26 protein-coding genes are annotated in these 26,301 nt (G+C 63.8%); 12 read left to right on the plus strand and 14 right to left on the minus strand.

Annotated features, from left to right (window positions below; translation table 11 throughout):
• Positions 1-12 precede the first annotated feature (12 nt).
• From ACCQ04_RS10710 to ACCQ04_RS10740, 7 genes are all read left to right on the plus strand, one after another.
• Positions 13-798 (plus strand): DsbA family protein, encoded by a 786-nt coding sequence (locus tag ACCQ04_RS10710; RefSeq protein ID WP_012614069.1) that lies wholly within the window; start codon positions 13-15, stop codon positions 796-798.
• 182 nt (positions 799-980) lie between these two features.
• A complete protein-coding gene (locus ACCQ04_RS10715; protein ID WP_003821118.1) occupies positions 981-1,475 on the plus strand; it encodes a JAB domain-containing protein in 495 nt (164 codons plus the stop codon).
• A 162-nt stretch (positions 1,476-1,637) separates the two neighbouring features.
• Complete coding sequence (locus tag ACCQ04_RS10720; protein WP_003821119.1) at positions 1,638-2,084, plus strand: TIGR03757 family integrating conjugative element protein; 447 nt, start codon at positions 1,638-1,640, stop codon at positions 2,082-2,084.
• Between the two features lie 17 nt (positions 2,085-2,101).
• Positions 2,102-3,028, plus strand: a complete 927-nt coding sequence (locus tag ACCQ04_RS10725) for a TIGR03756 family integrating conjugative element protein (protein WP_205301664.1) — start codon at positions 2,102-2,104, stop codon at positions 3,026-3,028.
• 9 nt (positions 3,029-3,037) lie between these two features.
• Complete coding sequence (locus ACCQ04_RS10730) at positions 3,038-4,435, plus strand: integrating conjugative element protein (RefSeq protein ID WP_003821123.1); 1,398 nt, start codon at positions 3,038-3,040, stop codon at positions 4,433-4,435.
• Positions 4,432-4,803 carry a hypothetical protein gene (locus tag ACCQ04_RS10735; RefSeq protein WP_003821125.1) on the plus strand — a complete coding sequence of 124 codons (372 nt, stop codon included), beginning with the start codon at positions 4,432-4,434 and terminating at the stop codon, positions 4,801-4,803. Before ACCQ04_RS10730 ends, ACCQ04_RS10735 begins: the two co-directional genes overlap by 4 nt.
• A 15-nt stretch (positions 4,804-4,818) precedes the next feature.
• Positions 4,819-6,339 carry a conjugal transfer protein TraG N-terminal domain-containing protein gene (locus tag ACCQ04_RS10740; protein ID WP_003821126.1) on the plus strand — a complete coding sequence of 507 codons (1,521 nt, stop codon included), beginning with the start codon at positions 4,819-4,821 and terminating at the stop codon, positions 6,337-6,339.
• Positions 6,340-6,350: 11 nt separating this feature from the next.
• Here the strand turns inward: ACCQ04_RS10740 and ACCQ04_RS10745 are convergent, their stop codons facing one another.
• The 3 genes from ACCQ04_RS10745 to ACCQ04_RS10755 form a co-directional block, all read right to left on the minus strand.
• Positions 6,351-6,716, minus strand: a complete 366-nt coding sequence (locus ACCQ04_RS10745; protein WP_003821127.1) for a DUF3742 family protein — start codon at positions 6,714-6,716, stop codon at positions 6,351-6,353.
• An 84-nt stretch (positions 6,717-6,800) separates the two neighbouring features.
• On the minus strand, positions 6,801-7,433 hold the full coding sequence (locus tag ACCQ04_RS10750) for an RES family NAD+ phosphorylase (RefSeq protein ID WP_012614066.1): 633 nt from the start codon (positions 7,431-7,433) through the stop codon (positions 6,801-6,803).
• A gap of 12 nt (positions 7,434-7,445) precedes the next feature.
• Positions 7,446-8,072: an integrase gene (locus ACCQ04_RS10755; RefSeq protein ID WP_003821129.1), complete on the minus strand. Its 627-nt coding sequence runs from the start codon at positions 8,070-8,072 to the stop codon at positions 7,446-7,448.
• A gap of 316 nt (positions 8,073-8,388) precedes the next feature.
• Here ACCQ04_RS10755 and mobH point away from each other — a divergent pair, with 316 nt between their 5' ends.
• The gene (mobH, locus tag ACCQ04_RS10760; RefSeq protein ID WP_003821130.1) at positions 8,389-10,260 is read left to right on the plus strand and encodes a MobH family relaxase; all 1,872 of its coding nucleotides are present in this window, start codon (positions 8,389-8,391) and stop codon (positions 10,258-10,260) included.
• 50 nt (positions 10,261-10,310) lie between these two features.
• Here mobH and kdsA read toward each other — a convergent pair whose 3' ends face one another.
• From kdsA to copM, 3 genes are all read right to left on the minus strand, one after another.
• Positions 10,311-11,183, minus strand: a complete 873-nt coding sequence (gene kdsA, locus ACCQ04_RS10765; RefSeq protein WP_003821131.1) for a 3-deoxy-8-phosphooctulonate synthase — start codon at positions 11,181-11,183, stop codon at positions 10,311-10,313.
• Positions 11,184-11,357: 174 nt separating this feature from the next.
• Positions 11,358-11,615, minus strand: a complete 258-nt coding sequence (locus ACCQ04_RS10770; RefSeq protein WP_003821132.1) for a glutaredoxin family protein — start codon at positions 11,613-11,615, stop codon at positions 11,358-11,360.
• A 10-nt stretch (positions 11,616-11,625) separates the two neighbouring features.
• Positions 11,626-12,327 carry a CopM family metallochaperone gene (gene copM, locus ACCQ04_RS10775; protein ID WP_003821133.1) on the minus strand — a complete coding sequence of 234 codons (702 nt, stop codon included), beginning with the start codon at positions 12,325-12,327 and terminating at the stop codon, positions 11,626-11,628.
• A 180-nt stretch (positions 12,328-12,507) separates the two neighbouring features.
• Between copM and ACCQ04_RS10780 the strand changes: the two genes are divergently transcribed.
• Positions 12,508-12,918: a hypothetical protein gene (locus ACCQ04_RS10780; protein ID WP_012614065.1), complete on the plus strand. Its 411-nt coding sequence runs from the start codon at positions 12,508-12,510 to the stop codon at positions 12,916-12,918.
• A 155-nt stretch (positions 12,919-13,073) separates the two neighbouring features.
• Here ACCQ04_RS10780 and ACCQ04_RS10785 read toward each other — a convergent pair whose 3' ends face one another.
• On the minus strand, positions 13,074-13,769 hold the full coding sequence (locus ACCQ04_RS10785) for a FadR/GntR family transcriptional regulator (RefSeq protein ID WP_003821135.1): 696 nt from the start codon (positions 13,767-13,769) through the stop codon (positions 13,074-13,076).
• A 199-nt stretch (positions 13,770-13,968) separates the two neighbouring features.
• On the opposite strand from ACCQ04_RS10785, the gene ACCQ04_RS10790 reads away from it, so the two are divergent.
• Positions 13,969-14,511, plus strand: coding sequence for a nuclear transport factor 2 family protein (locus ACCQ04_RS10790; protein WP_015912832.1), 543 nt, complete (start codon positions 13,969-13,971; stop codon positions 14,509-14,511).
• Between the two features lie 181 nt (positions 14,512-14,692).
• Positions 14,693-15,196 carry a ClbS/DfsB family four-helix bundle protein gene (locus ACCQ04_RS10795; protein ID WP_003821138.1) on the plus strand — a complete coding sequence of 168 codons (504 nt, stop codon included), beginning with the start codon at positions 14,693-14,695 and terminating at the stop codon, positions 15,194-15,196.
• A 46-nt stretch (positions 15,197-15,242) separates the two neighbouring features.
• Here the strand turns inward: ACCQ04_RS10795 and ACCQ04_RS10800 are convergent, their stop codons facing one another.
• Both ACCQ04_RS10800 and merA read right to left on the minus strand, forming a co-directional pair.
• Positions 15,243-16,088, minus strand: a complete 846-nt coding sequence (locus ACCQ04_RS10800; protein ID WP_024082530.1) for an MFS transporter — start codon at positions 16,086-16,088, stop codon at positions 15,243-15,245.
• Positions 16,089-16,465: 377 nt separating this feature from the next.
• Complete coding sequence (gene merA, locus ACCQ04_RS10805) at positions 16,466-17,920, minus strand: mercury(II) reductase (protein ID WP_003821139.1); 1,455 nt, start codon at positions 17,918-17,920, stop codon at positions 16,466-16,468.
• 110 nt (positions 17,921-18,030) lie between these two features.
• Here merA and ACCQ04_RS10810 point away from each other — a divergent pair, with 110 nt between their 5' ends.
• Positions 18,031-18,615: a TetR/AcrR family transcriptional regulator gene (locus tag ACCQ04_RS10810; protein ID WP_015912831.1), complete on the plus strand. Its 585-nt coding sequence runs from the start codon at positions 18,031-18,033 to the stop codon at positions 18,613-18,615.
• 163 nt (positions 18,616-18,778) lie between these two features.
• Here ACCQ04_RS10810 and ACCQ04_RS10815 read toward each other — a convergent pair whose 3' ends face one another.
• From ACCQ04_RS10815 to ACCQ04_RS10835, 5 genes are all read right to left on the minus strand, one after another.
• Positions 18,779-19,960 carry an MFS transporter gene (locus tag ACCQ04_RS10815; protein ID WP_012614063.1) on the minus strand — a complete coding sequence of 394 codons (1,182 nt, stop codon included), beginning with the start codon at positions 19,958-19,960 and terminating at the stop codon, positions 18,779-18,781.
• A 79-nt stretch (positions 19,961-20,039) separates the two neighbouring features.
• Positions 20,040-20,426 (minus strand): MerR family transcriptional regulator, encoded by a 387-nt coding sequence (locus ACCQ04_RS10820; RefSeq protein WP_015912830.1) that lies wholly within the window; start codon positions 20,424-20,426, stop codon positions 20,040-20,042.
• A 49-nt stretch (positions 20,427-20,475) separates the two neighbouring features.
• Positions 20,476-21,981 (minus strand): efflux transporter outer membrane subunit, encoded by a 1,506-nt coding sequence (locus tag ACCQ04_RS10825; RefSeq protein ID WP_003821143.1) that lies wholly within the window; start codon positions 21,979-21,981, stop codon positions 20,476-20,478.
• Between the two features lie 20 nt (positions 21,982-22,001).
• Complete coding sequence (locus tag ACCQ04_RS10830) at positions 22,002-25,178, minus strand: efflux RND transporter permease subunit (protein ID WP_012614062.1); 3,177 nt, start codon at positions 25,176-25,178, stop codon at positions 22,002-22,004.
• Positions 25,175-26,287 carry an efflux RND transporter periplasmic adaptor subunit gene (locus tag ACCQ04_RS10835; RefSeq protein WP_272881235.1) on the minus strand — a complete coding sequence of 371 codons (1,113 nt, stop codon included), beginning with the start codon at positions 26,285-26,287 and terminating at the stop codon, positions 25,175-25,177. Before ACCQ04_RS10835 ends, ACCQ04_RS10830 begins: the two co-directional genes overlap by 4 nt.
• Between the last annotated feature and the right edge of the window lie 14 nt (positions 26,288-26,301).

The following is a 26,301-nucleotide window of genomic DNA, read 5'->3' on the forward strand; positions in this document are numbered from 1 at the left end:
CCGGAGAACGCCATGGAACAGAAACGTCCTTCCATTCCGATGCAGGTCCAGGCGTTCCGCCGTCGCCGCTGGCGGCCTCGCTGGCCCTGGGTATTGGCTGCTGCGCTGGTCGCGCTGCTGCTGATCTGGCTGGTGTCCCGGACGCCCGGCGAATCCTCAGCGCCGTCGCGCGCGCCGGTCAGCACGGCGCAGGTCGCTGGGCCACCCTGGCAGATGGGCAACCCGGAAGGCCGTTTCACGCTGACGCTCTATGCCGACCTGGAATGCCCGTTCTGCCGGGAGTATTTCCCGCAGCTCAAGCGCTGGGTCGGCAACAACACCGACGTGGCGCTGCAATGGCATCACCAGCCGCTGGCCGCGCACGAGCCTGCCGCGTCGGCCGAGGCACGTCTGGCCGAGTGCGCCGCCGAAGCGGGCGGGCATGCGGCGTTCTGGCAGGCGGTCGAATGGGTCTATGCCCACACGCGCAGCGACGGCCAGGGCTTGCCCGATGGCTTGCGTTACCCCGAAACAACGTCAGCCATCGAACAGTGCATGGCTAGCGAGCGCCCCAACGTGGCCATCCGCGCGCAGGCCGCGGAAGCCACCAAGAGCGGCGTGACCGCCACGCCGTCGCTGCGACTGCTCGATCGCCAGACGGGCCAGGCCATCCTGTTGCAGGGGCCGATCGAGGGCGATGCCTTGCTCTCGGCCATGGACCTGCTGGCGGCCGGGGAAATGGCCAGCGACGCGCCGGGTTCGCCCGCCACCCCCACATCCGAAATGCCTGCCGACGTTGTCGGCGACATGCCCAGGTAGCCCTCGGTCTTGAAGGCTACGGCGCGGCTCGCCGCGCTGACCGCTACCCGTTCGCTTTCGCATCCTGGCCGCGAACAATCACCGCCGCGCGGTGATGGATGCACCTTGTTCCGCTGTTTCCATCCCCAGGAGGGCTTGCCCTCCCAGGGTGGCGCCCTCCGCTCACTTTCTGGAGGTCCGCCATGTCTCTCGTCGCCAACGACTCCTGCGTGGAGCCACGTTTTGCCCCCATGTCCCAATCCGATGACTGGATCATCCGGCAAGCCATCGCGCTGCTGGAGCAGCGGGTCTTCAAGAAGGGGCCATCCCTGGAGAGGCCTGCCGCCGTCAAGGACTACCTGCGCCTGAAACTGGCCGCCGAGCCCAATGAAGTCTTCGCCATCGTGTTCCTCAACAGCATGCACGAGGTGCTGGCCTACGAGCCGATGTTCAGAGGCACGATCCATTCGACCTCGGTGCATGCGCGTCCGATCGTGCAGCGTGCCTTGGAACTGAATGCGGCAGCGGTCATTTTTTCTCACCAACACCCTTCGGGCTGCACGGAGCCGTCGAGCGCGGACCGTGCGTTGACCCAAACGCTGAGGGCCGCGTTGTCGCTGATCGACGTGAGGGTGCTGGATCACCTCATCGTCGGCCAGGGCACGCCGTACTCGTTCGCGGAATCCGGCCTGCTGTAGCGACGGCATCGGCTCCCTGATCCACGCGGAGGCTTCGGCCTCCGCTTTTTCATGGGCGCGAGACAAGCAGGTATGCGGGCAGTGCGCGATGCGCATTGTTTGTTGGGGCCGCGTCGGCTTCGCGTTTGACTACTGCTCTGATCAACTTCAAGGGCACGCGACATGACAGCATCCCTTTCCAGGTTCGCGCCGGGCTGGCGAACCCTCGGCCGGGCCGTGGCGCTGCCGGCAGCCCTGGCCGTTTTCAGCCCGGCCACCTTCGCCGCCGACGTGGTGGTCGTCACCGACAGCCGCCACCCGGTCAAGACCATGGGCGGCGAGCGGCTGATCGAGCTGGACGAAGCCCACAGGATTGAAGCGGAGCTTTCCGCGGGACTGCCCACCGACCCCGAACAGGCGACGGCCATCGTCAAGCGCCGGCTGAATGGCGGCGGTGCCGATCTGCAGCGACGCATCGCTTCCGCATACCAAGGCGTTACCGACGCATGGAGCCTCGGCATCACCAGCCTCCCGGCCGTGGTGGTGGACAGGCGCTATGTGGTCTATGGCGAGCCGGATGTGGCTCGCGCTGTCGCGCGCATCGAGCAGCACCGGAGGACCCAGCCGTGACCCGACCATTCGACCTGATGCGCCGCCTGCGCGCTGGCGTGGCTTCGTTGCTGCTGCTCAGCGCCACGGGCAGCTACGCCCTCAATACAGCGACCATCATCGGCTCGGTGGCATCGCCCGATTGCCTCGAATACCGCGTCGTCGGCATCTGCTACTGGCTCTACTGCACATGGACGGGCTGCACCGTGCGCACGTCGATCAAGGTGCGCCACTACATCCCCGATGCAGTGGTGTCGTCGTACTCGAATACCGGAGAAAACCCCTGGGTCGAAGTCCAGGCAATGAGCACGCCCAACCCGTCCGCCCAAGCTGGCGGCGACGGAACGACGAACGAGGATCACGAAAACAGCCTCGCCAAATTCAAGAACGCGGATGTCATCGGTCACCCCGGCGCAGAGGTGTTCAACCAGTTCGTCTCTTCGTCAGGCTACTTCTGTGAGGGCGCGGGCACGGCGTTTATGCCGTACTTGCTCAGCACCCTGGATACGCTGGCCTGGCGCTACAACGTGCCCGAGATGGCCTACCCGGAAGCGCTGATTCCGGGCCGGCGCGAAGTCGGTGCCCGTACCACGATGAATCTCTGGGGCAACGTGTATCCCCGTGGCGGCTTCCTGCACCAGACCGACGACTTCAAGGCCGGCGCAGTGGTGGCCCAGCGTGCGGGCGATGTGGTCACGCGCCGCGGGCAGATCCACGTCTATCAGCCGTTGCTTGCCAACTCCCGTGACGGCTACTGGCCGGCCGGCGCGCTGATGGAGGGCGATGCCTCGACCGGCAAGTGGCAAGAACTCACGCCCGTCCTGTCCTCGTCCTGCACGGTCTTCCCGCGCAGCGGCTTCCTTACCCAGGCCCAGCAAGGCGACTACGCATGGGCGCTGTGGCGGCCGTATGCCTGCTGCGAGCGCCGGGGCCAGGTGTTCCTGGGCAGCGTCGATTTCCTCTGAGGGGGTGCCATGAAGTTCCGTCCTGCATTCAATCCGTTCTCCCGCCGGGTACGTCGCACGGAGATCGTCCTGGCACTGGCCGGCGCGCTCGCGCTGGGCAGCGGCGTGGCCTGGGGTCAACTGGGATACCAGACCAGCGGCAGCGTCATCGGCGATGACGTCATGTACTCGATCGGTGGCGGCAACGCCGTGTCGATGGGACGTGCAGCCGGCATGCGCTCCATCGGTGTCGGCGTGGGTTGGAACAGCAACTTGATCTGCGGCGACATGAGCATCCAGACCACGTTGAAGAACCAACTTAACGGCATTACCAACGGCTTCCAGCAAATCATGTCGTCGGTGATCCAGAGTGCCACCAGTGCGGTGGCATCGTTGCCCGCACTGATCATCCAGCGGGCCGATCCCGGTCTGTACAACCTGCTCACCAATGGCGTGCTGCAGGCGCGGCTGGATTTCGACCGCAGCAAGCTGACGTGCCGTGCCATGGCCGAGAAGATGGCCGAAACGGCGGGCGGCCAACTCGGCTGGAGCCAGATGGCCGAAGGGCTGGCGCTGCGCGATGCCGTGTCGAGCACGGATGCGGTCTCGGCCATCGAGCAGGCCGAGACGCGCCGCGGCAATGACGGCGTGCCGTGGGTCGGGGGCAGCAACGCGGGCGGCTCCGGCCAGCCCGCGATCAAGGTCGTCGGCGATGTCACCCGCGCTGGCTACAACCTGGTCAACGGCCGCGGCGTGACCGACACCTCGTCCATTGCGCCGGCCAGTTGCAGCAGTCTCTCGTGCCAGACCTGGACCTCGCCGCAGGCTGCCGTCGAGTGGGCCACGCGCGTGCTCGGCGAGAAGGAGCAGCGCACGTGCGATGCCTGCACCAAGACCGAGACGACGCCGGGCGTCGGGCTCACGCCGCTGATCCAGGAGGAGTACGACGCCAAGCTGCAGGCGCTCCAGGACCTGGTAACCAAGGCCAAGAACACGACGCCGGAGAACCTGCGCGAAGCTGGCAGTGCGTCGCTGCCGATCACGCGCGGCGTGATCGAGGCGCTGCGCGACGAGCCCGACCAGCACCTGCTGTCGCAGCGCCTCGCGTCCGAGGTCGCGCTGGCATCCGTGCTGGAGAAAGCGCTGCTGCTGCAGCGCACGCTGCTCACGGGCAAGAAGGAGCCCAACGTCGCGGCGAACGAACTTGCCGTGGAGGCGGTGAACCACGAGAGCGACACGCTCGACCGTGAGATTCGCAACCTCAAGACCGAACTGGAGCTGCGGCGCGAACTGGCGAACAACTCGCCCATGGCGATCATCCAGCGCCACGGCGCGCGCGCGGCCGGTTCGCGCGGCATCTACGAGGGCGATCCTGTGCCGGACCGTCTCGACCAGCTCCAGAAGGGCAATCCGGGGAGTCGGCCATGAGCCCGGCGCGCATGGCCTGGCGGCCGCTGCGCTGGTTGTTCAGCCGGCGCGCGGCGAAGACGCTGCTGTGGCTGGTGCTTATCGTTGCCGCCGCAGTGGGGGCGAACGTCGCGGGCATCAACCTGGTCGGCAGCGTTGCAGGCTGGGAACGGTGGCTGGCGGCCTCCGCAGGGTATTTCTTCATCTGGCGGCTGTGCGTGTACGCGGCAACGGCCTATGGATGGTTCTGGATGCGCCGCCGGGTGCTGGCCCGCGAAGACCAAAGCGGGACAGATGGGCAGGCGCGGCGCCGGCTGATCCGTACCGAGGTCGCCGGCGTCGTCGCCATCGTCGCGCTGGAAGCCAGCCTGTTGATGCAGGCCGCTTGAGGGGAGATCGGGGCCATGACGCTCTTCACGACCGACTATCTGGAGTACTACCTCACCCTCGTGTCCTGGATCGTCAACAACGGTATCTGGGCCGTGCTGGTGTCCAGCGGGGTGTTCGCGCTGCCTTTCGTCGCCATCGTCGTGCAGGAGTGGCTGAAGGCCCGCGCGGAAGGCGCTGACGAGGGCAACAAAGGCGTTCTGAGTGCCGCCCGTATCGAGAACCGGGTGTTCGTCGCGATCGTGGTGGTGATGTTCGCGGGCATTCCGTTCATCGACGTGGACCTCAGCACCATCCAGTACGACAGCTCGCGCTCGGCGCAGTGCCAGGTCAGCGTGCCGCAGCCCACGGAAACCGGCTGGTCGCAGTCCTTCAGCACCATCAACAACCAGTCGGCGAAGGTGCCGGTCTGGTGGGCTTTCATGCACGCGCTCTCGCGCGCCGTCACGAGCGCCTCGGTAGCGGCGATCCCGTGCGGTACGGACCTGCGGCAGATGAGGATGGAGATCGACGCGACCCGCATTGACGACCCGGTACTGGCTCAGGAGGTCGCGGACTTCTCGCGGGATTGCTATGGGCCTGCGCGGGCCAAATTGTTCATGCAGCGCCCGGATCTCGATGAGCAGCAGATGCACGACGTAACCTGGATCGGCTCGCGCTTTTTCACGGACACGGGTGGCTACTACGACAGCTACCGCTCCAGCACGGCGCGCGAGGCATGGCCCTATGACGACACCCGCGATGCAGGCCTCGCGCAGGTTGCCAATGGTGGCGGCTACCCGACCTGCAGGCAGTGGTGGTCAGACGGCAGCAACGGCCTGCGCGCGCGGCTGCTGGGGCAAGTGGACCCGACCCTGCTGAATCGCCTGGCGGGCTGGGCCGGGTTCCTCAGCCGGGCCGAGGTGGACGATTCGGTGATCCGCGCCATCGCGTCACCGCGGCAGCAGAAACTGAACCAGGGCAGCGTCTATACGGACTACGGCGGCCAGATCGACAAGACCCTGCCGAACATCGTGACGCGCGCCACGGGCGACGTGGGGATGGCAGTCGGCGCGATTGCCGCGTTTCCTGCCATGGATGTCGTGCGCCAATCCCTGCCCATGATCCTCGCCTTACTGAAGATGGCGCTGGTCATCTGCATCCCGCTCGTGCTGGTTGTGGGCACCTACGACCTGAAGACGGTCGTCACCGTCAGCGTCGTGCAGTTCGCGCTGTTCTTCACGGACTTCTGGTTCCAGCTCGCACGCTGGATCGATTCAACGATTCTGGACGCGCTTTATGGCTGGGGCTTTGGCTGGAACCGGCCGCACACCAACTTTGACCCGCTGGTAGGGTTGAACAACGCCTTCGGCGACATGCTCCTGATGTTCGTCATGGGCACGATGTTCCTGGTTCTGCCGGGATTCTGGCTGGCGAGCCTTACCTGGGTTGGGATTCGGGCCGGGCACGTCATCCAGGGACTTTCCGATGGCAGCAAGAGCGCCGGCCAAGCTGGCGGCAAGGGTGCCGGGGCGCTCACCGGAGGAAAACTGAAATAGCGCGAGGCCGGTCAGTCGTCGGTGTACAACTCGTGCGACGTGTCGTTGTACAGGTTGGGATCGTAGCCCGGCGTCTTGCGCAGCTCGGTGAGGTCGGTGAAAGGCCACTCGTCCTCATCCGAAGTATTTGCAGCAGCAGCCCATCCCGCCGCCGCAACGCCCAGCATCACGAGTGCAAACCAAAACGCAACGTAGAGCAGCACCCCCAGTACAGCCAGCTTGGCTACCCACACGAGCGCGGTAGCGCCAGCTCGCGGCATGCCCTTGGACACCAACCAGTTCGACGCCCGCCGTTCGCGTCGCGCATAGGCACGCCATCCGCGGCCAAAGGCGCGGCCGAGGCGTTCTGCGGTGCTGGTGCGGGTCGTCGTGTTCATGGTCGTCTCCTGCTGTTGAGGAATGCCTATTCCAGTTTGCTCCACTTCATTCGGTTTGCGGCTTCAATGTGTTTTCTTGCTGCTTCAGGACGCTTCGTCATCCGGCCCCACCGGGCCGGGGTCGGGTTCAACGCCGATGCGGTAGGTAACAACGAAACGCGGCCAGTCCACATGGTCCACCAGGTCGATGTCCTCGATGACGCCAACCTTCGCTCCCGCACGCTCGAACAGGGCGATGCTCTTGGCGGGATAGTTGTTGCGCGACGGATAGAGCACCCCGTCGAACAGCGCCTGGCCATCATCTCCGAGCATCGCATGCACCTGGGCGGACACCCGCTGCGTGTGCGTGTAGTCGCGGCTGGCCAACTGCTCCAGGTTCAGGCCGAAGTAGCCCGCCATGACGCCCTGCGCCGTGAGATCGGCCAGAAACACGTCGTCCATCACGCCTACTGCGCGCACCATCCGGGCTTGGACTTCTTTCAGCGCGATCGAGCGTTGCGTGTCCGCAAGCCACTGGTGCTTGTGAAACACCGACTCCATCAGCGCCGTGGGCAGGTCGCGCCCCAGGTAGAGCACGCCGTAGGCCCCCGCTGGGTCATCGTAGCGATTCGTGCTGCTGCGGCCATAGTACAGCGGGCTGCCCCGATAGACGACGCGGCTCACATGCTGGAGCAGTTCACCGGCATCGATCAGGAACGAAGGCAGCTCGTGGCTCATGGCGGTCTCGCTTCAATGCACCTGGACGCCCAGCACGTTGAACACGGCCTCGGCCACGTCATCGATCGTGCCATGCGTCACCGCATCCACGGGCGAGCGACCACCCAGGCCTTCGAGGGGTTCGGACAGCGCGCGGTAGATCGTCCAGTGGTCGATGCCCTCGACCTCCTGGAGCACGGTTTGGGTCAACTGCTGCTTCACCGGGTCGAGCTGCCAGTCGGGCAGCTTCTGGCCGCGCGGCCCCACGTTCAGCGCCAGCAGCCGACGGGCGAGGATGTCCTTGTAGATTTGCTGGCGCGACTTGTCCGCCAGCTTGGCGAACTCGGCAGGCGGCAGGTTGTCCGGCTGGTTGAAGGCTTCCAGCAGCAAGGCGCGGCCTCGCTGGACATCGGTTTCAGCCGGTGTCCAGCGCGTGTCGGAGCGCAACGCGGCCGCCTTGCGCTGCAAGGCCTGCGCCACCGTTTCACCTTCCAGGTTGGCGGGCAGCGTCACCGCCTCCACGCGCTCGTGGATGAACGCCTGCAACTCAGCCGCGAACGCCGGTGCATCCCGGATTTCGACGGTATCGGCGAAGCGTCGCACATCCTCCACCGTGACTCGCGGCAGCCGGTCGGCAATGAATTCGATCGCAGTGGGCATGGTCAGCTCCCAGGTAGGTTTGAGACAGGATTCACTCTAGTCTCCTTTGTCGCATTTGTCAACTTAGTCGCCCGGGTGGGAGCCTACCTGGCGGTGTAGCGCCCCGGCAGCATAGGCCGGGGCCCAGCGCCAGGTCGCCGTCTAATCCATTCGTGCGGGTTCCGCATTGACGCTGGAGCCGCAGCCCAGGCCCCGCTATACCGAAACGGTTAAAGGCCAAAGGGTCGAAACGGCAAGGGAATGGGGTGCAAGGGGAAAGGCCCTACCTTGAAAAGGCCAAAAGGCCTCCCGCCCGGCCCGCCATCAGGACACCGACATGCTCTCCCTGTTCCAGCGAAAACGGCCCCCGGTCGCTGCCGCGCCGTCGCCAGCACCCGCCACCGACCTCCCGAAAGGGTTGATGCGGCCGGAGTCGGCCGCATCGTTGCTCGCCACCCCGCGCCGGCAGAAGCTGCTGGAACACATCTGGCAGCGCACCTCGCTTTCGCGCAAGCAGTTCGCCTCCCTGTACCGCGCGCCGCTGGAGCGCTACGCCGAGCTGGTCCAGGCCTTCCCGGCTTCCGAAGCGCATCACCATGCCTACCCGGGCGGCATGCTCGACCATGGCCTCGAAATCGTCGCCTACAGCCTAAAGCTGCGGCAGTCCCATCTGCTGCCCATCGGGGCCAGCCCCGAAGACCAGGCGGCGCAGGCCGAAGCCTGGACTGCGGCCGTCGCCTATGCCGCACTGCTCCATGACATCGGCAAGGTGGCCGTCGATCTGCACGTCGAGCTGGCCGACGGCAGCACCTGGCACCCATGGCACGGCCCGCTGCGCCAACCGTACCGCTTCCGCTACCGCGACGACCGCGAGTACCGGCTTCATAGCGCCGCGACAGGCTTGCTGTACCAGCAATTGCTCAATCGCGATCTGCTGGACTGGCTCAGTGGCTATCCATCCTTGTGGGCGCCGCTGCTCTACGTCTTGGCTGGGCAGTACGAGCACGCCGGGGTTCTGGGCGAGCTTGTCGTGCAGGCCGACCGCGCCTCCGTCGCCCAGGAGCTGGGCGGCGATCCCGCGCGCGCCATGGCCGCGCCCAAGCACTCGCTCCAACGCAAGCTGGTCAACGGGCTGCGCTACCTGCTCAAGGAAGAGCTGAAACTGAACCAGCCGGAGGCCTCCGATGGCTGGCTCACCGAGGACGCGCTGTGGCTGGTGAGCAAGACAGTCTCGGACAAGCTGCGCGCGCACCTGCTGTCCCAGGGGGTCGATGGCATCCCCGCGAACAACACGGCCGTGTTCAACGTGCTACAGGATCATGCCATGTTGCAGCCCACCGCCTCCGGCAAGGCCATCTGGCGCGCAACTATTACCAGTGAGAGTGGCTGGTCCCATGCCTTCACGCTCCTGCGCCTGGCCCCGGCGCTGATCTGGGAGCCCTCGGAGCGACCCAGCCCATTTGCGGGAACCGTGACCGTGGACAACGCCGGCGAGGCCGAGGACGGGCCGCGCCCGTCCGCACCCGACGCTGCATTGCTACCTGGAGCAGCGGTGGCAACGGAGAAGGAGCCCGCAGCAAGCAGCCGTCCAGATCAGTCGGGCGGAAGTCACGCCATACCTCCCAGCACGCAGCGCAATCCGGCCGACCCACTGGAAAGCATGCTGGCGATGTTCGAGACAACGCCTGAGCCGGAGCAGTCCGTCGAAGCCCCGCCAGAGGGTGCCGACGATGCAGCGGTGCCGCTCGACCCTCCCGCATCGGCCCCAGGTCCTTCGGCGCCGACCGCCGCGCCTGCGCCGCACGATTTCGCCTCATTTACCGGGCGGCCATCGGGCGAGCATTTCATGGCCTGGCTGAAACAGGCCGTCCAGACCCGCAAGCTCATCATCAATGACGCCAAGGCCCTGGTACATACCGTGTCCGACACGGTTTACCTGATCAGCCCTGGTGTTTTCCAGCGCTACGCACAAGAGCATCCAACCATTGGGCCGCTTGCGAAGGACGCGGCCCTGCAGGACTGGCAGTGGGTGCAGAAGCGCTTTGAAAAACTCGGACTCCACAGGAAACAGCCATCGGGTCTGAACATCAGGACGTGCGAGGTCATGGGACCGCGCAAAACGCGCCAGGTGCATGGCTATTTGCTCGAAGACCCATCGCACATATTCGATGCCGTTCCACCGAACAATCCTTATCTGTCGCTCAAATAGCCGACTAAGAGGGGAAGTGCCACACGTTCTGTTTGAACGGGTGGCAAGCTTCAGTCGATCCGAAGAGGCTCGAACGACTTGACGAGTTGGTCCACCGCCTTGACCTGCCGCAGCAGCGGTTCGAGCGTGTCCAGTGGCAGAGCGCTGGGTCCGTCACAACGTGCATGCGCCGGGTCGGCGTGTGCTTCGAGGAACAAACCGCCAATGCCGACCGCCATGCCGGCCCGCGCGAGTTCGGGCAACTGTTGGCGACGCCCACCCGAAGCCAACGCATCCGCTTCTCGCCGCTGCAGGCTATGGGTTACGTCGAACACCAGTGGCAGGCCACTGCTGGCAACGCTCATTTCGCGGAAGCCCAACATGTCCACGACGAGATTGTCGTAGCCGAACTGCGTGCCACGCTCGCACAGCAGGACGCGCGGGTTGCCAGCCTCGTGCAGTTTGTGGACGACATGCCTGATCTGGCCCGGGCTGAGGAACTGCGGCTTCTTGACATTCACTACCCGACCGGTGCGGGCAATGGCGGCCACCAGATCGGTCTGCCGGGCCAGGAAGGCCGGAACTTGCAGTACGTCGGCAACGGCAGCGACCTGCATGGCCTGCTCAACCTCATGCACGTCGGTCAAGACTGGGCATCCGAACCGCGACTTGACCGCATCGAGGACCCGCAGCCCTTCCTCCAGGCCGACACCTCGGAAAGAATGGATCGACGAGCGATTGGCCTTGTCGAACGACGCCTTGAAAACGAAGGGTATCCCCAGCTTGCGCGTCACCTCCGCGAAGTGCTCAGCCGCAGCCAGGGTCGTATCGAGATCCTCGATGACGTTGATGCCGCCGAACAGCACGAACGGCAGGTCGTTGGCGACTGTGATGCCCTCGGAAATGGCGACGTGCAGGGAGGTGGCTGATGATGTCGATCGCATAAAAATTCCTCTCGTGATGTCAACGACCGCAGGCGAAAGCGCCGAGCGTCGTCGGCGAAGAATGCCTCACGGTCTTGAGCTTTGCGTGCAGACGCGTCCACAACAGCGCTTACAGGGTCCGACCGGGGTCCGCACCGGCGACTCCGCCCGTGACCACGGTCTTCCTTCAGCGGCTCACTGAAGACCGAGCGCCTTCATCAGCCTCGGCTTCTGGCTCGCGAAGGTGCCATAGAAGACCTCGTCGCCGACGATCGTGATCGGGGCCACGCGCACGCCGGTTCGTGACTTGGCCTCCGCGGAAATCTTCGGGTCGGTCAGGTCGCGCTCTTCAAACGCGATGCCCTGCTGGGACAACCACTCCTTTAGTGCCCGGCAGTCCGGGCAAGTTGGAGTGCTATAGATGAGGATGCGCGGGGTGTTGGCTTGGTTCATGGTCGTGCCTTCACTTGCCCCGAGCGACAAGCCAACTCTTCATCATGGCGATCTCGCCTTCCTGCGCGGAGATGACCTCCTGAGCCAACTTGCGGACCTCCGGGTTCTTGCCGTACTGCAGCGCCACCTTGGCCATGTCGATCGCACCCTGGTGGTGCGGGATCATGCCGCGCATGAAGTCCACATCGGCGTCGCCGCTGAAGTCGATCATCATGTCCGCATGCATGCGGTCGTTGCCGGCACGGTAGGCGGCCGTCGAGGCATCGCCCGAGCTGCCGGCCGCCGCCTGCTGGCCGTTGTCGCCCAGCCACTTGTTCATCATGGCGATCTCGCCTTCCTGCACGGTGATGACCTCCTGGGCCAGCTTGTGAACCTCCGGGTCCTTGCCGTACTGCAGCGCCACCTTGGCCATGTCGATCGCGCCCTGGTGGTGCGGGATCATGCCACGCATGAAATCGACGTCGGCGTTGCCAGTGAACTGCGCTCCCATCCCGGCGTGCATCTGGTCGTTCACGGCGCGATACGCGGTCGTGGAAGGACTGTCATTGGCCGAGGCGCTGGAGGGCATCGCGTGCCCTTGGTGACCTCCGCCCGCACTGGCCTGCATCGCTTCACCCGACGGGACGACCACCTTCTTCTGGACGGCCATCAGGCCGGCGGCGACCACGACGGCGCCCGCAATGAACAAGAGGCTGAACTTGTTGACCTTCATGAAAAAACTCCTTGAATGAGGTTGATGGGTTCACTGTAGGGCCTCCCATTGTTGGAAGGTCAAGCCCTTATTTCGCCCGTCACTTGGCGCTGCACGGCGGTGTGCCCATGCCCATTTCAGTTGCAAGTAATTCTCAACAAAGGTAGGATGTTAGGACGTTAATAGCGAGAGTCCAGGATCATGTCCCAGCAACCGAAAGTTCACGACACCAGCGATTTCCCCATCGTCCGCTTCGACGGCGCAAGCATCTACAACGGATACAGCAGCGCCTGGTGCGCGGAAATGGATGAACTCGTCGCCTGCGGAAAGCCCTTCGTGCTTATCTACGTCGCGGGAGGGCCAGAAGAGACTCTCGACGATCGCGCTCAGCGCGGCGTCTGGCTGAAGACTCACAAGGAGACGCTTGGCGGCACATTGCTCGCGCTCATCCACGTCGAACCGGATTCGGATAAGCGAGCCCAGTTGGAGGCCATGCTGCCAAAGCTCGTCCAGGCTTTCGGTACACCGCAGTCCACCCGGGCCACCCACGCCGATGCCGAGGCGCTGGCCCGGTATGTCCTGGCGGGTGGTCGCGTCGAAGATTCGATATGAACAGCACCGTCCGGTCGCTGTAGCGCACCAAGGGCCTATCCATGAGGACCGGCTACCGCGTGCTCTCCGGGAAACAACCCGCGTTCCGATCAACGGGGCCGGCGACCGGCTGCTCGATGGAAAGCGGCATTGCCAGCGCGGGAGTCGCGCTCGGATCAACCCGATTTCTCAAGTGCCGCAATCAGCGGAGCGACCACGTTCCGCACAGCCGCCGCAGCTGCTTCTCCATCCTGGCGCTCGATAGCATCCACGATCGCCTCATGGGTCGCGAGACCCGGCTCGGGCAGTTCCTTGTCCTTCAGCGCAGTCAGCGTGTTCATGCGGACCGAGTTCGCGAAGTAGCGGTACAGCTCAGCCAGCGCGCCGTTGCCGCACATCCCGGCGATCGCGCAGTGGAAAGCCGTATCGGCCTCGGCAAAGGCCGCGCTCGATGCGTGTTGCTCCTGCTCGCCGCGGGCCTTCAACAGTCGGCGCAGCAGCCCAACGTCCGCCTTGGACCGATGCACCGCGGCCAACCTGGCCGCCTCGGTTTCCAGCATGCAGCGCAACGCGAAGTGCTCTCGCAAGCCGGAACGCCCGACACGGCGCATGACCTCGGCCGGATCGATATTGGTTCGCACGTAGGTGCCATCACCCTGGCGGACTTCCAGGACCTGGCCGTGCGAGAGCACGCGAATGGCTTCCCGCACCGTGTTGCGGCCAACCTCCAGCATCTCGGCCAGTTCCTGCTCCCTGGGGATGCGCTCGCCGACCTTCCAGGCGCCTCCCTCGATCTGGCCGCGGATCAGCTCAATCGTCGAATCGACGAGCGAACGCCGCGGCGCCTGTGGGAGTGTGAAGCGGTTATTCATCGCGGTTCTCAAATGACGTAGAGACGGGAGCCCATCGGACCTCGATTGTAGCAACTCAGGCCTTATACATAGGATGATTCTATGTATTTGACAAAAGAGCAATTGCCGACGGCCTGTGCTTCGTTGCGCGCGACATGCGATTTTCCACCACGCCCGTGCGAGCGGGATTTTTTTCAACACCTTTTGGAGTATTTCGACCATGAACAACATGCAGCACGCCCTGTCATTCAGGCCCCTTCGTTCTTCAGACGGCTTGCGCTGCCGTCCGGTGCAGGCTTTGGGAGCGATATTCCTCGGGCTGGCTTCACTCGCCTATAGCGTCACGTCGCAGGCGGCAGATGAGCCAGAGAACGTGAAGGTGGTCCGGCAATACCTTGACGCCTGGAATGGCGGGCGAACCGACGCGATGGAAAAAGTGCTCGATTCCAACGTCGTCTATTTCAATACCAGCAATGAAGCGTCCCGCACTGGGCCTCAAGCCATTACCGAAGTCTCGCAGTTTCTGATGAAAATCCTGCCCGACCGAAAAATGAAAATCCGTTCGCAGCCGGTTGCCTCCGGCGATGGTGTGGCGATCGAGTGGGAATTCACCGCCACCAAGAACAGCAATGGCGGGACGTCGCCCTCCAGTTCGACCATCAGTTATTTCGGCGCGAGCTTCTTCCGTGTTTCGAACGGAAAGATTGTCTATGCCAGCGACTACTACAACCACAACACCATGCAGAAGCAGCTTCAGCAGTAACGTAAATCCGCAAACAGGAAATCACCGACATGTCCCGCTTCATCATGCACAAGCCCTCGGCGCCGCCAGCGCAGCGGTGAGGCAAGCGCTTTTCCTCAATCCAAGGTAATTGCGCTGGTGACTTGATGAATATCTGACACGCCGGTTATCGAGCCTTGTCTCGATGAAATAGAAATCCCGAATGAAACTACCAACCACGAAGCAGGAACTCCTTGACAAGGTTCGCGCCAGCCACCGAAAGCTCGGGGTAGAAGCTGCCACCATTCCCGCCAGCCACTACCGGCACACGGCCATGATCTGGCAGGAGCCGCGCCTGCATACCAACGCTGCGATGGTCCTGGTGGACGTCATCGTCTGGAACACGATGATCCTGCAGTTCGCGCATGATCGGACGCCTGGACCTTCGGCGTCCTTTTACTCGCCGAGTGCGATGGCGCAGCGGGCCGAGCGTCTTTCTGCCGGCTTCCAGCGCCGTTTCGCGGGCAGAGACCTTCGCGAGCTGGAAGCCATGCTCACGGAGGGACAGGACCGGGTGCTCGACTGCGTGGCGCACCATTCGAACGCCTCGCTTTTCGATCCCGCGTTGAGCCCGATGAAGACCCTCGGGCGCAAGATCCAGTTCTTCACCTCCACCGCCTACGACGACGCGCTGTCGAGGCTGCGCCAGTGGAAGCAGGTGCTGTAGCGGCCGAGGCGACCCACTGCGCGGAGCGCCTCTTGCACCGCTCCGATCAGACCGGAGCTGGCAGCGCCGGCTTTCGCGCGGCCTGCCACAGCAGCGGCACCAGGATCAGCGCCAGGGCCGGGAAGATCATCCAGTTGACCGCCTGCCAGCCCGAGCTGTGCAGGATCGATCCCGCGAGGAACGACACGGCCGCCGTGGCGGCGAAGACGAAGAAATCGTTCATGCCCTGCGCCTTGCTGCGCTCGGCCGGGGTGTGGCAATCGGTGACCATCGCCGTCGCGCCGATGAAGCTGAAGTTCCAGCCGATGCCCAGCAGCGCCAGCGAGCCCCAGAAGTGGGACAGGCCGAGCCCGCCCAGGGCCACCACCCCGGAGGCGGCGAGCAGCACCATGCCGACGGCGGTCACGCGCTCCTTGCCGTAGCGCACCATCAGTCGTCCTGTGAAAAAGCTCGGCCCGAACATCGCCAGCAGGTGCCACTGTATTCCTAGGGCGGCGTTGTCCACCGAATGCCCGTGGTTGACCATCGCCACCGGCGCGGCCGTCATCACGAACGCCATCACCCCATAGGACACCACGCCCGCAGCCACGGCCAGCAGATAGCGCGGCATCGCCAAGAGCTGCAGCACCGTCCGACCGCTATCGGCGACTGCTTCGGCCTGGGTCTGGCTCGGCGTGCGCAGCATCAGCAGGATCGGCAAGGCGATCAGCGGCAGCAGCGCCTGGCTGAGGAAGCTGCCAACGTAGGGCGTGCCCGCTACCGCATCGCGCGTGAAGATCACCAACTGCGGCCCGATGATGGCGCCCGCGAGACCGCCCACCATGACCCAGGAAATGGCCTTGGCCTTAAGCGCGTCCTCGGCGGTGACGGCGGCTGCGAAGCAGTAGCCCACAGCAGGAAATCGAACTATGAAACGAATAACCCCTTTCCTTCTGGTCGCAGTACTCGGGGGCACTGAAGCAGGCCAGCGTGTCTACTCATCGCGCATGAATTGCCTGACAACCTTTCAAATTTAGAGAAGATAAATTGAAGTTCTGACGGGAATTTCTCAGTAAAAGAATCCTATCTTTCTCGTCAACAGACTGAACGGCACCCCCTGAGTTTTTATGCATATATTCAAGATCGGCAAATTCTTTAATGATTCACCACAAAAAAGGCGGGAAGCCCATTGAGCGATCCCGCCATAGCAAAAAACTCAAACATGCTCACATCAGGAAACTTTACCCTGAAACGATCCCTTGAAATTTAAGCGCATAGTAATAATAAGATTTAGCCATTAGCCGAATCTTCCAAAGTTGGCGCACTGCTTGCTACGTTTTTAAGCGACTCCGCCATAGTGAAGTACGGAGACCACTGTTTTGCAAGTTGGTCAACCGTAAGTCCTGCGGAGATAATATAGGTTGCAGCTGCAATAACCTCTCCAGCAGATTCGCCTACCATATGAATACCCAGAATCCTTCCTGTCTCACGCTCGGATATCATCTTGATTATCCCTTTGTCGTGACGACTTACAATAGCACGTAGAACAAAGGAAACCGGAATTTCACGAACATCATAGGCAATTTGGGCCGCCTCAGCCTGCATAGGAGTCATGCCGACAGCAGCCATCTCGGGCGACGTGAAAATGACGCGGGGCAAGGCGGTGTAGTCTAGGGACCGAGGCTCGTTGCCCAGAGCATTGCTCGCGGCCACGGTCCCCTGCGCACTAGCGACATACACTAATTGAGCCATACCAGTGACATCGCCCGCTGCCCAGATGCGAGGATTTGAGGTTCGCAGATGTTCGTCCACAATTATTTCGCCTCGATCGCCCCTGGACACATTGACAGCATCCAAGTTGAGTCCTTCAGTTGCCGGACGGCGCCCCGTCGCTATGAGAATCTTATGGGCGAAAATTTGCTGAGTACGTCCTTCGGCGACGACAGTTGCAAGCACCCCGCTCTCGTGTGGTACGACGTTTGTCAGATTGGCGCCAGTATGGAACATGATGCCCTCCGCTGACAGCGCCTGCTCCAGTGCCGCAGAAATCGCGGGATCCTCGAACGGTGCAATTCGAGGAGCTATCTCGACCACTTCAACCTTGCTGCCCAGTCGAGCGAACAATTGACCTTGCTCCAGACCGATCGCATTGCCGCCGACGACCAGCATGGACTCAGGCACCTGCTCAAGGGACATGGCCGAGCCGGAAGTGAGAAAGTCCACCTCACTGAGGCCAGGAATGGAAGGAATGAATGGCGCTGCCCCACTGGCGATCAGTACCTGCTTGGCGTACACCAGGTTTGTGTTTCCGTCTGAGTCCGCGACGACGAGCGCTACGATATCTGGCTCATCTGACGCTACAAAGGTCGCCTTGCCGCGAAATACCGCAATACCTGCATCCTTGGGTGCTTGTACATGGAAAGACTGCCGGAAGTGCCCGATCATTTGATCTTTATCTCTGACAAGCAAAGACAAGTCGACAGGCCCGGCCGAGGTCGCTATACCTGGGAACTTCCCATGCGCAGCAGACATGCGAGCAGAAGCCGCCGCAAGCAACGTCTTTGAAGGAACGCATCCTACATTGAGACAGGTCCCTCCTGCCAACCCCTGTTCGATCATGGCGACTGTTTTGTCGAGCCTACGTGCTTCGTTCGCTGCGGCTCTAGCCGCCGAACCGGAACCTATCGTGACTAGATCATAGATGACGGAGGGCTGTTGTGCGGAAGCCGCTGTTGTCGTGTTCATAAAAGAAGCCTCAAGGAAATTGCAAAGAAAGAGACAGATCGGTCTCCTTGAGGGATTGTAGACAACCCTGTCTCCTTGTGTCAACATGTCGCGTATGAATCCTCACAACGATGAATAACATCATGGACAAAAAAGAACAGTTAGTCGCAACTGCCTTTAACCTTTTTTATAAGTACGGCATTCATGCTGTTGGCATCAATCGGGTACTTGAAGAGTCCGGCATTGCCAAGAAAACGCTATATAACCATTTCTCCAGCAAGGAAGATCTAATTGCTGCGACCGTCGAATATTGTGATCAGCAGTATTTCTCTTGGCTCGATTTGCGTTTGCACGAAGCGACGCCAGGTAGGGACGCCTTGTATGCCATGCTTGATGCTTTTGACGATCTGTTTCAGGGTCTCGATCAATCCAAGCCACTTTTCTTGGGTTGTTATTTCATTAATGTCAGCGCCGAATTCAGCAATCCGGATCATGATATACATAAGCTTTGCGCCCGAAACAAAGAGGCTATGCTGCGATGGATCACACACCACACTTCACTTGTCATAACGTCCAGAGAATCGATAGTTCAAATCTCTGAAACAATTGCTATGTTGCTTGAAGGGGCGATTATTCAGGCTCACGTTCTTGGAGATCTGCACGCTGCTCGCAAAGCCAAAGCCGTGGTTAAACTGCTTCTTGATAAATCTAACTAACTAACTAACTAACTAAATTCATCTGTCCATACAACTCTTTGACCATCAATAAAGGTGGAACGGCAAAGTAGCTTTCCGAAGTTTCAGCAGTGGAGACAAGTCGTGTAGTGCCGGAACGGGCCACTTATCGGCTTCCAGTCCTCGATCAATGCCCCAAGTCAAGTCAGTTGCAACCGTACCGCCCCTGCCACAGCAGCGGCACCAAGATCAGCGCCAAGGCCGGGAAGATCATCCAGTTGACCGCTTGCCAGCCCGAGCTGTGCAGGATCGACCCCGCGAGGAACGACACGGCCGCCGTGGCGGCGAAGACGAAGAAGTCGTTCATGCCCTGCGCCTTGCCCCGCTCGGCCGGGGTGTGGCAGTCGGTGACCATCGCCGTGGCGCCGATGAAACTCAAATTCCAGCCGATGCCCAACAGCGCCAGCGAGCCCCAGAAGTGGGACAGGCCGAGCCCGCCCAGGGCCACCACCCCGGAGGCGGCGAGCAGCACCATGCCGACGGCGGTCACGCGCTCCTTGCCGTAGCGCACCATCAGTCGCCCGGTGAAGAAGCTCGGCCCGAACATCGCCAGCAGGTGCCACTGTATTCCTAGGGCGGCGTTGTCCACCGAATGCCCGTGGTTGACCATCGCCACCGGCGCGGCCGTCATCACGAACGCCATCACCCCATAGGACACCACGCCCGCAGCCACGGCCAGCAGATAGCGCGGCATCGCCAAGAGCTGCAGCACCGTCCGACCGCTATCGGCGACTGCTTCGGCCTGGGTCTGGCTCGGCGTGCGCAGCATCAGCAGGATCGGCAAGGCGATCAGCGGCAGCAGCGCCTGGCTGAGGAAGCTGCCAACGTAGGGCGTGCCCGCTACCGCATCGCGCGTGAAGATCACCAACTGCGGCCCGATGATGGCGCCCGCGAGACCGCCCACCATGACCCAGGAAATGGCCTTGGCCTTAAGCGCGTCCTCGGCGGTGTCGGCGGCTGCGAAGCGGTAGCTCTGCACATACGCGCCGTAGAAGCCCGCCAGGAAGGTGCCGGCGCAGAAGATCCAGAACGAGGCCAGCATGATGCCCAACGCGGCGATCAGGCCCGAGGCCACGCCGAAGCCGACCCCCACCACGTATCCGTTGCGGCGGCCATGGTGCCGCATGATGAAGGCGGCAGGCAAGGTGCCGATGGCAAGACCCAGGCCGAACAGACTCACGGGCAAGGTGATCCAGGCCGAATTCTTGGCAAGCTGCTGGCCGACCAGCCCACCCAGCGACATCACGATGGGCGCGCTGGCGCCGCCGAGCGCCTGCGCGGCGGTGAGAACGCCGATGTTTCGGCGCGTGATGCTCTGGTCGGTCATGGGCGTCTTTCTTATTCGTTTGTCTGGCCGGAAATATTACACGCATGAATATATATTCAGTTATATGGACATGCGATGCTCACGAACCATCGCGAGCCGGTCCATCCTCGGAAGCCCCGGCGGAAGCAGCACCGTGCAGGGCCAATGCGAGCAGGTGCTCTTTCACCTGGATCAGTTGCTCCATGCGTTCCTCAACACAGGCGAGATGGCCTTGGACAGCCTGCCTTAGCAGCTCAGGTTCCAGGAACCCCTCATGTGCCCAACCCAGTAGGCGGCGCACGTCATCCAGGCCGATTCCCGAGGCACGGTAGTTGCGAATCAGGTGAAGCCGTTCGACATGGGCCGGGCCATAGCGCCGATAGTTGTTGCGTGACCGCTCCGGGGCTTGCAACAGGCCCTCCCGCTCGTAGAACCGAATGTTCTCCGGGGGGGTGCCCGTCAAGCGCGCAAGTTCACCGATCCTCATCCGGTTCTCCGTGCGCAACGATGGGGAACGCCGCCGTTGCGCATAGCCCTTATCCCGGCGACCGGGCGGATGGTTGCCCGGTGGCGCCCGATTGCACCGTGTGCTCAGTCCAGCCGCCACCCAGCGCCTTGTAGAGGTGGATGAGGTTGTTCAGCCGCGTCAGGCGCGTGCGCACCAGGGTCTGCTGCGCACCGTACTGTGTGCGTTGCGCATCGAGCAAGGTGAGGTTGTCGTCCACGCCTTCCTGGAAGCGTTGCTCGGCTAGTTGGTAGGCTTTCTGGCTAGCCGCTACCAGGAGCTGCTCCGAGCGGATCTGCTCATCAAGCGTGCGCTTGCCCGCCAAGCCGTCAGCCACCTCAGCAAAGGCCGCCTGGATAGACTTCTCGTAGTTGGCGATTTCGATCCTCTTTTGTACCTGTGCCACGTCCAGATTGGCTCGCAACGCGCCGCCGCGGAAGATGGGCAGCGTGATCTGCGGCAGGAAGCTCCAGGCCCGCGAGCCCGAATCGAACAGGCCGTCCAGCGAAGCGCTGGCCGTGCCCGCCGAGCCCGTGAGGCTAATCGTCGGGAAGAACGCGGCCCGCGCCGCGCCGATGTTGGCGTTGGCGCCGATCAGCATCTGCTCGGCGGCGCGGATGTCCGGCCGACGCGCGAGCAGTTCGGACGGCAGGCCGCTCGGCAGGTCGGTCGGCACGATGTCGTCCGGCAGCGCCACGGCCTCGTCAAGCTGCCGGGACAGCTCCGGCGTCAGCGGCTGGCCCAGCAGCAGCACCAGCGCGTTGCGGTCCTTGGCCGCCTGCCGCGTGTAGGCGGCGCGGTTGGCCTCGGCGGTGCGCAGCGCGATCTCCGCGCGGCGCAGGTCGAGCTGCGTGGAATTTCCCGCTTCCACCAGTTGGGTGGTCAGGTCATAGGAGCGCTTCTGTGTGGCGAGGGTGTCGCTCGTCAGGCGCAGCAGTTCCTGGTCGGCGCGCAGCGTGAGGTAGGCGCTGGCCACCTCGGACACCAGGCTCATCTGCGTGGCGATGCGGGTCTCGTCGAGGGCCAGGTAGGACGCCAGCGCCCGGTCGTTGAGGCTGCGGATGCGGCCCCACAGGTCCAGCTCCCAGGCGGCCGTCACCCCGGCCACGTCGTAGCGCCGGAGCACGTCGCTTTGCCCCGTGGTACTGAGGTCGGCCGGTACGCGCTCTGACGCGCCGCGGGCGGAAACGCCCAGGTTCGGCAGCATCTCGGCACGCTGGATACGGTACAGCGCCTGAGCCGCCTCCACGTTGAGCGCGGCTTTGTGCATGTCGCGGTTGTTCTCCAGCGAAATGCCGATCAACTGCTGCAGCAGCGGGTCGCGGAAGAAGTCCCGCCAACCGATCTCGGCCGTGATCGCGTCGTCGGGCGTCGCGGCCGCCAGTTCCACATAGGCCGCGCCCGAGGGATAGGCCGTGTCGATCGGCGCTGCGGGCCGGTCATACTTCGGTGCCATGGAGCAGCCAGCCAGCGCCGCCGCGAGGGCGAGCGGCGCCAGCGTCCTGGCGGGTCGTGTGAATGCGAAAGATGTTTTCATGTCGTATGTCCTCCTGGCCGTCATGCGTGCTGGTCGGTCATGCCGCCACGGGCATGGCGCGCTTCGCGGCGCAGCGCCAGCTTGCGCACCACAACGTAGAACACCGGCGTCAGCACCAGGCCGAATACCGTCACGCCCAGCATGCCGGCGAACACCGCGATGCCCATGGCGTGGCGCATCTCGGCGCCCGCACCGCTGGCCAGCACCAGCGGCACCACGCCAGCGATGAAGGCGAACGACGTCATCAAGATCGGGCGCAGCCGCAAGCGCGCGGCTTCGAGCACGGCTGCCAGCGGATCGGCCCCTTCGCTTTCCTTCGCGCGGGCGAACTCCACGATCAGGATCGCGTTCTTGGCAGCCAGGCCGACCAGCACCACGAAACCGATCTGCGTGAAGATGTTGTTGTCGCCCCCAGAGAGCCAGACGCCGGCGATCGCCGAGAGCAGCGCCATGGGTGCAATCAGCAGCACAGCGAACGGCAGCGACCAACTGTTGTACTGGGCCGCCAGGAACAGGAAGGCGAGCAGCACCGCCAGCGCGAAGATGTAGATCGCCGTGTTGCCAACCCGTTTTTCCTGGAAAGTCAGGTCCGTCCATTCGTAGGTCATACCGTCCGGCAGCGATTCGCTCACGATCTTCTCAATCGCGGCGGTGGCCTGGCCGGACGAGTAGCCCGGCGCTGGCCCGCCGCTGATGTCGGCCGAGGGAAAGCCGTTGTAATGCATCACCCGGTCGGGGCCGGAACTGCGCTCGATGGTCGCGATCGCGCTCAGCGGGATCATGTCGCCCGCTGCATTGCGCACCTTGAGCATGCCTATGTCCTCAGCCTGCATGCGGAACTGCGCATCGGCCTGGGCCATGACCCGGTAGGTGCGACCGAAGCGGTTGAAGTCGTTGACGTAGAGCGAGCCAAGGTTGACCTGCAGGGTGTCGAACACCTCGGTCAGCGATACGCCCTGCGACTTGGCCTTCACCCGGTCGATGTCCACCTGCAACTGCGGCGCATTGGTCTGGAAGCTGGCGAGCATGTTCGCCAGCTCGGGCGCCTGCATGGCCTTGCCCATGATCTGGCCCTGTGCCTGCGCAAGCGCCTCGGGACCCAGGCCCGCCCGGTCCTCGATCTGCAGCTTGAAGCCGCCCATCGAACCCAGGCCCGGCACCGGCGGCGGCGGGAAGATGCCAACGAAGCCGTCCGGGATCTGGCTGAACTTGCCCATGAGCTTGCCCTGGATGGCGAAGGCCGACAGCGACGGGTCCTTGCGCTCATCGAAGGGCTTGAGCATGGCGAACATCAGCGCGGTGTTCGGCTGGTTCACCGGTCCATTGACCGACAGGCCCGGGAAGGCCACCACGCTCTCGACGCCCGGCTCAGCCAGTGCGATCTTGGTCATCTCCTTGACGACCGCCTCGGTGCGATCCAGCGAGGCGCCGGTCGGAAGCTGGGCGATGCCCACGAGATAGTACTTGTCCTGGGCCGGCACGAAGCCCGCAGGCACCTTGTGGAAGCCCAGCCAGGTCAGGCCCAGGAAGCCGACGTAGAGCAGCAGCACGATGGCGCTGCCGCGCACCGCGCGGCGCACGCCCCCGACGTAGGAATTCGAGGCGCGATCGAAGAAGCGGTTGAAGCGGCGGAAGAAGCCGCCGAACACGCCGTCGATGATGCGCGTGAGACGATCGGGCTTGGCCGCGCCGTGGTGCGGCTTGAGCAGGATGGCGGCCAGCGCTGGCGACAGCGTAAGCGAGTTGATCGCCGACAGGATGGTCGAGAACGCGATGGTCAGCGCGAACTGGCGATAGAACTCGCCCTGCAGCCCCGACAGGAACGCCGAGGGGATGAAGACCGCTGCCAGCACCGAGGTGATGGCCAGGATCGGGCCAGTCACTTCATCCATCGCCTTGCGCGCCGCATCCTTGGGCGATTCGCCCAGCGCCATGTGGCGCTCCACGTTCTCCACCACCACGATGGCGTCATCCACCACGATGCCGATGGAGAGCACGAGGCCAAACAGCGACAGCGTGTTCAGCGAGAAGCCGAACATGTGCATCACCGCGAACGTGCCGACCAGCGAGACCGGCACGGCGATCAGTGGAATGATCGACGCGCGCCAAGATTGCAGGAACAGCACCACCACGATCACCACCAGGAGGATGGCCTCCAGCAGCGTGACGGCGACGGACTGGAGCGAGGCGCGCACGAAGACTGTGGGGTCGTAGGCGATCTTGTACTCGATGCCTTCGGGGAACTTGGCCTGCAGCCGCTCCATCGTCGCGCGCACCGCGCTGGACGTGTCCAGGGCATTGGAGCCGGGCGTCATCAGGATTTGCAGGCCGACCGCGTTCTCGCCGTCGAGCTGGCCGCGCATGGTGTAGTTGTCCGAGCCCAGTTCCAGGCGTGCGACGTCGCGCAGGCGGGTCACCTGGCCGTTGGCGCCGGCCTTGATCACGATGTCGCCGAACTGCTCTTCGGTGGTCAGGCGCCCCAGCGCATTGACGCTGACCTGGAAGGCGGCCGACGCATTCGGCTGCTGGCCGATCGAGCCGGCTGCGACCTGCACGTTCTGCTCGCGGATGGCGGCGACCACATCGCTGGCGGTCATGCCCCGCGATGCGACCTTCTCGGGGTCGAGCCAGACGCGCATTGCGTACTCGCCTTCACCGCCGATGATCACGTTGGCGATGCCCGGCAGGCGCGCCAGTTCGTCGCGCACGTTGAGCATCGCGTAGTTGGACACGTACAGCGGGTCGTAGCGGTCCCCCGGCGAGAGCATATGCACCACCATGAGAATATCGGGCGCGGTCTTGTCGGTGACCACGCCGATGCGCTGGACCTCGGGCGGCAACCGGGGCAGCGCGCGTGAGACGCGGTTCTGCACCTGGATCTGCGCGACGTCGGGGTCGATGTGCTGCTCGAACGAGATGGTCAGCACCATCCGCCCGTCCGTGGACATCTGGGACTGCATGTACATCATGCCTTCCACGCCGTTGACCGCCTGCTCCAGCGGCGATGCCACGGTGTCGGCGATCACCTGCGGGTTGGCGCCGGGATAGCTGGCGGTGACCTGCACCGTCGGCGGCGTGACCTGGGGGTACTCGCTCAGGGGGAGCTGGAAATAGCTGATCGCGCCCGCGATCAGCATCAGCACCGACAGGACGATGGCGAAGATCGGCCGGTTGATGAAGAAGCGGGGGAAATTCATTTGCGGGCCTCCGCCGAGCCGGCCGCGCCGTCAGCCTTGGCGGGGTCCGCGCCACCGGCCTTGGCAGGCGCCGCAGCGGGAGCCGGAGCGTTTGCCGCAGCCTTGGTCGCGCCGGTCGCGCCGGCGGCCGGTGCCGCGGGCGCCTGCATGGGCACCATGCGCGGCGTGACCGCCATGCCGGGGCGCACGAGGCCCTTGATGATGATCTTCTCACCGGCCTGCAGGCCGCCGTTGATGACGCGCAGCCCGTCCACCACCGGCCCCAGTTCGATGGGCCGGTACTGGGCCTGGTTGTTCTCGCCCACGACCAGCACGTAGTTGCGCCCTTGGTCGGTGCCCACGGCCTGATCGTCGATCAGGACGGCCTCGCGCGCCGCGCCGGTGGACAGCTTGGCCCGGGCGAACATGCCGGGTGCCATGCGCCCATCCGGGTTGGGCACAACGGCGCGCGCGCGGATCGTGCCGGTGCTTCGGTCAATGGTGTTGCCCACGAAGTCGAGCGCGCCCCTGTGCGGGAAACCCTTGTCCGTGGTCAGCCCGACCTGCACGGGCAGCGAAGCCTTGCTACCGGCGCCCGCAGCGGGCCGCGAGCGGCTGACGACGTTGAGATAGGTGGCCTCATCAATGTCGAAGTACACGTGCAACGGGTCGATGGATACGATCGTGGTCAGCAGCGTGGCCGCGCCGGCGCCGCCACCGCTGACCAAGTTGCCCTCGGTCACGAGCACGCGGTCGACGCGCCCGGCGATGGGCGCAGTGACGCGGGCGTAGGACAGGTCCAGCTGAGCCGCAGCAACGGCGGCCTTAGCCGCCTGCACCTGAGCCTGGCGCGCGTTGCGTGCGGAGGCGGCATCGTCATAGGTCTTGCGCGCGACGGCGCCGGTCGCCACCAGGCGCTCGGCGCGGTCAAAGTCGGCCTGGGCCTGGCTGGCCAGCACCTCGGCCTGACGCAGTTGCGCCACGGCCGTGTCGAGCGCAACCTGGAACGGCCTCGGGTCGATCTGGAACAGCAGTTGGCCCTTGCGCACGAGGCTACCTTCGGGAACGCTCACCGCATCGACGGCGCCGCCGACCCGCGAGCGCAGCTCGACGGTCTTGGGCGCGGCCAGGAAGCCGGTGTACT

Origin of the sequence: Xanthomonas sp. NCPPB 2866, assembly GCF_041475745.2 — a bacterium.
Lineage (GTDB): Bacteria > Pseudomonadota > Gammaproteobacteria > Xanthomonadales > Xanthomonadaceae > Xanthomonas > Xanthomonas arboricola.

Bases quoted from the DNA above. Each gene is read 5' to 3' on its own strand.
- ACCQ04_RS10710 (WP_012614069.1), top strand. From the start codon at position 13: ATGGAACAGAAACGTCCTTCCATTCCGATGCAGGTCCAGGCGTTCCGC.
- ACCQ04_RS10715 (WP_003821118.1), top strand. From the start codon at position 981: ATGTCTCTCGTCGCCAACGACTCCTGCGTGGAGCCACGTTTTGCCCCC.
- ACCQ04_RS10720 (WP_003821119.1), top strand. From the start codon at position 1,638: ATGACAGCATCCCTTTCCAGGTTCGCGCCGGGCTGGCGAACCCTCGGC.
- ACCQ04_RS10725 (WP_205301664.1), top strand. From the start codon at position 2,102: ATGCGCCGCCTGCGCGCTGGCGTGGCTTCGTTGCTGCTGCTCAGCGCC.
- ACCQ04_RS10730 (WP_003821123.1), top strand. From the start codon at position 3,038: ATGAAGTTCCGTCCTGCATTCAATCCGTTCTCCCGCCGGGTACGTCGC.
- ACCQ04_RS10735 (WP_003821125.1), top strand. From the start codon at position 4,432: ATGAGCCCGGCGCGCATGGCCTGGCGGCCGCTGCGCTGGTTGTTCAGC.
- ACCQ04_RS10740 (WP_003821126.1), top strand. From the start codon at position 4,819: ATGACGCTCTTCACGACCGACTATCTGGAGTACTACCTCACCCTCGTG.
- ACCQ04_RS10745 (WP_003821127.1), bottom strand. From the start codon at position 6,716: ATGAACACGACGACCCGCACCAGCACCGCAGAACGCCTCGGCCGCGCC.
- ACCQ04_RS10750 (WP_012614066.1), bottom strand. From the start codon at position 7,433: ATGAGCCACGAGCTGCCTTCGTTCCTGATCGATGCCGGTGAACTGCTC.
- ACCQ04_RS10755 (WP_003821129.1), bottom strand. From the start codon at position 8,072: ATGCCCACTGCGATCGAATTCATTGCCGACCGGCTGCCGCGAGTCACG.
- mobH (WP_003821130.1), top strand. From the start codon at position 8,389: ATGCTCTCCCTGTTCCAGCGAAAACGGCCCCCGGTCGCTGCCGCGCCG.
- kdsA (WP_003821131.1), bottom strand. From the start codon at position 11,183: ATGCGATCGACATCATCAGCCACCTCCCTGCACGTCGCCATTTCCGAG.
- ACCQ04_RS10770 (WP_003821132.1), bottom strand. From the start codon at position 11,615: ATGAACCAAGCCAACACCCCGCGCATCCTCATCTATAGCACTCCAACT.
- copM (WP_003821133.1), bottom strand. From the start codon at position 12,327: ATGAAGGTCAACAAGTTCAGCCTCTTGTTCATTGCGGGCGCCGTCGTG.
- ACCQ04_RS10780 (WP_012614065.1), top strand. From the start codon at position 12,508: ATGTCCCAGCAACCGAAAGTTCACGACACCAGCGATTTCCCCATCGTC.
- ACCQ04_RS10785 (WP_003821135.1), bottom strand. From the start codon at position 13,769: ATGAATAACCGCTTCACACTCCCACAGGCGCCGCGGCGTTCGCTCGTC.
- ACCQ04_RS10790 (WP_015912832.1), top strand. From the start codon at position 13,969: ATGAACAACATGCAGCACGCCCTGTCATTCAGGCCCCTTCGTTCTTCA.
- ACCQ04_RS10795 (WP_003821138.1), top strand. From the start codon at position 14,693: ATGAAACTACCAACCACGAAGCAGGAACTCCTTGACAAGGTTCGCGCC.
- merA (WP_003821139.1), bottom strand. From the start codon at position 17,920: ATGAACACGACAACAGCGGCTTCCGCACAACAGCCCTCCGTCATCTAT.
- ACCQ04_RS10810 (WP_015912831.1), top strand. From the start codon at position 18,031: ATGAATAACATCATGGACAAAAAAGAACAGTTAGTCGCAACTGCCTTT.
- ACCQ04_RS10815 (WP_012614063.1), bottom strand. From the start codon at position 19,960: ATGACCGACCAGAGCATCACGCGCCGAAACATCGGCGTTCTCACCGCC.
- ACCQ04_RS10820 (WP_015912830.1), bottom strand. From the start codon at position 20,426: ATGAGGATCGGTGAACTTGCGCGCTTGACGGGCACCCCCCCGGAGAAC.
- ACCQ04_RS10825 (WP_003821143.1), bottom strand. From the start codon at position 21,981: ATGAAAACATCTTTCGCATTCACACGACCCGCCAGGACGCTGGCGCCG.
- ACCQ04_RS10830 (WP_012614062.1), bottom strand. From the start codon at position 25,178: ATGAATTTCCCCCGCTTCTTCATCAACCGGCCGATCTTCGCCATCGTC.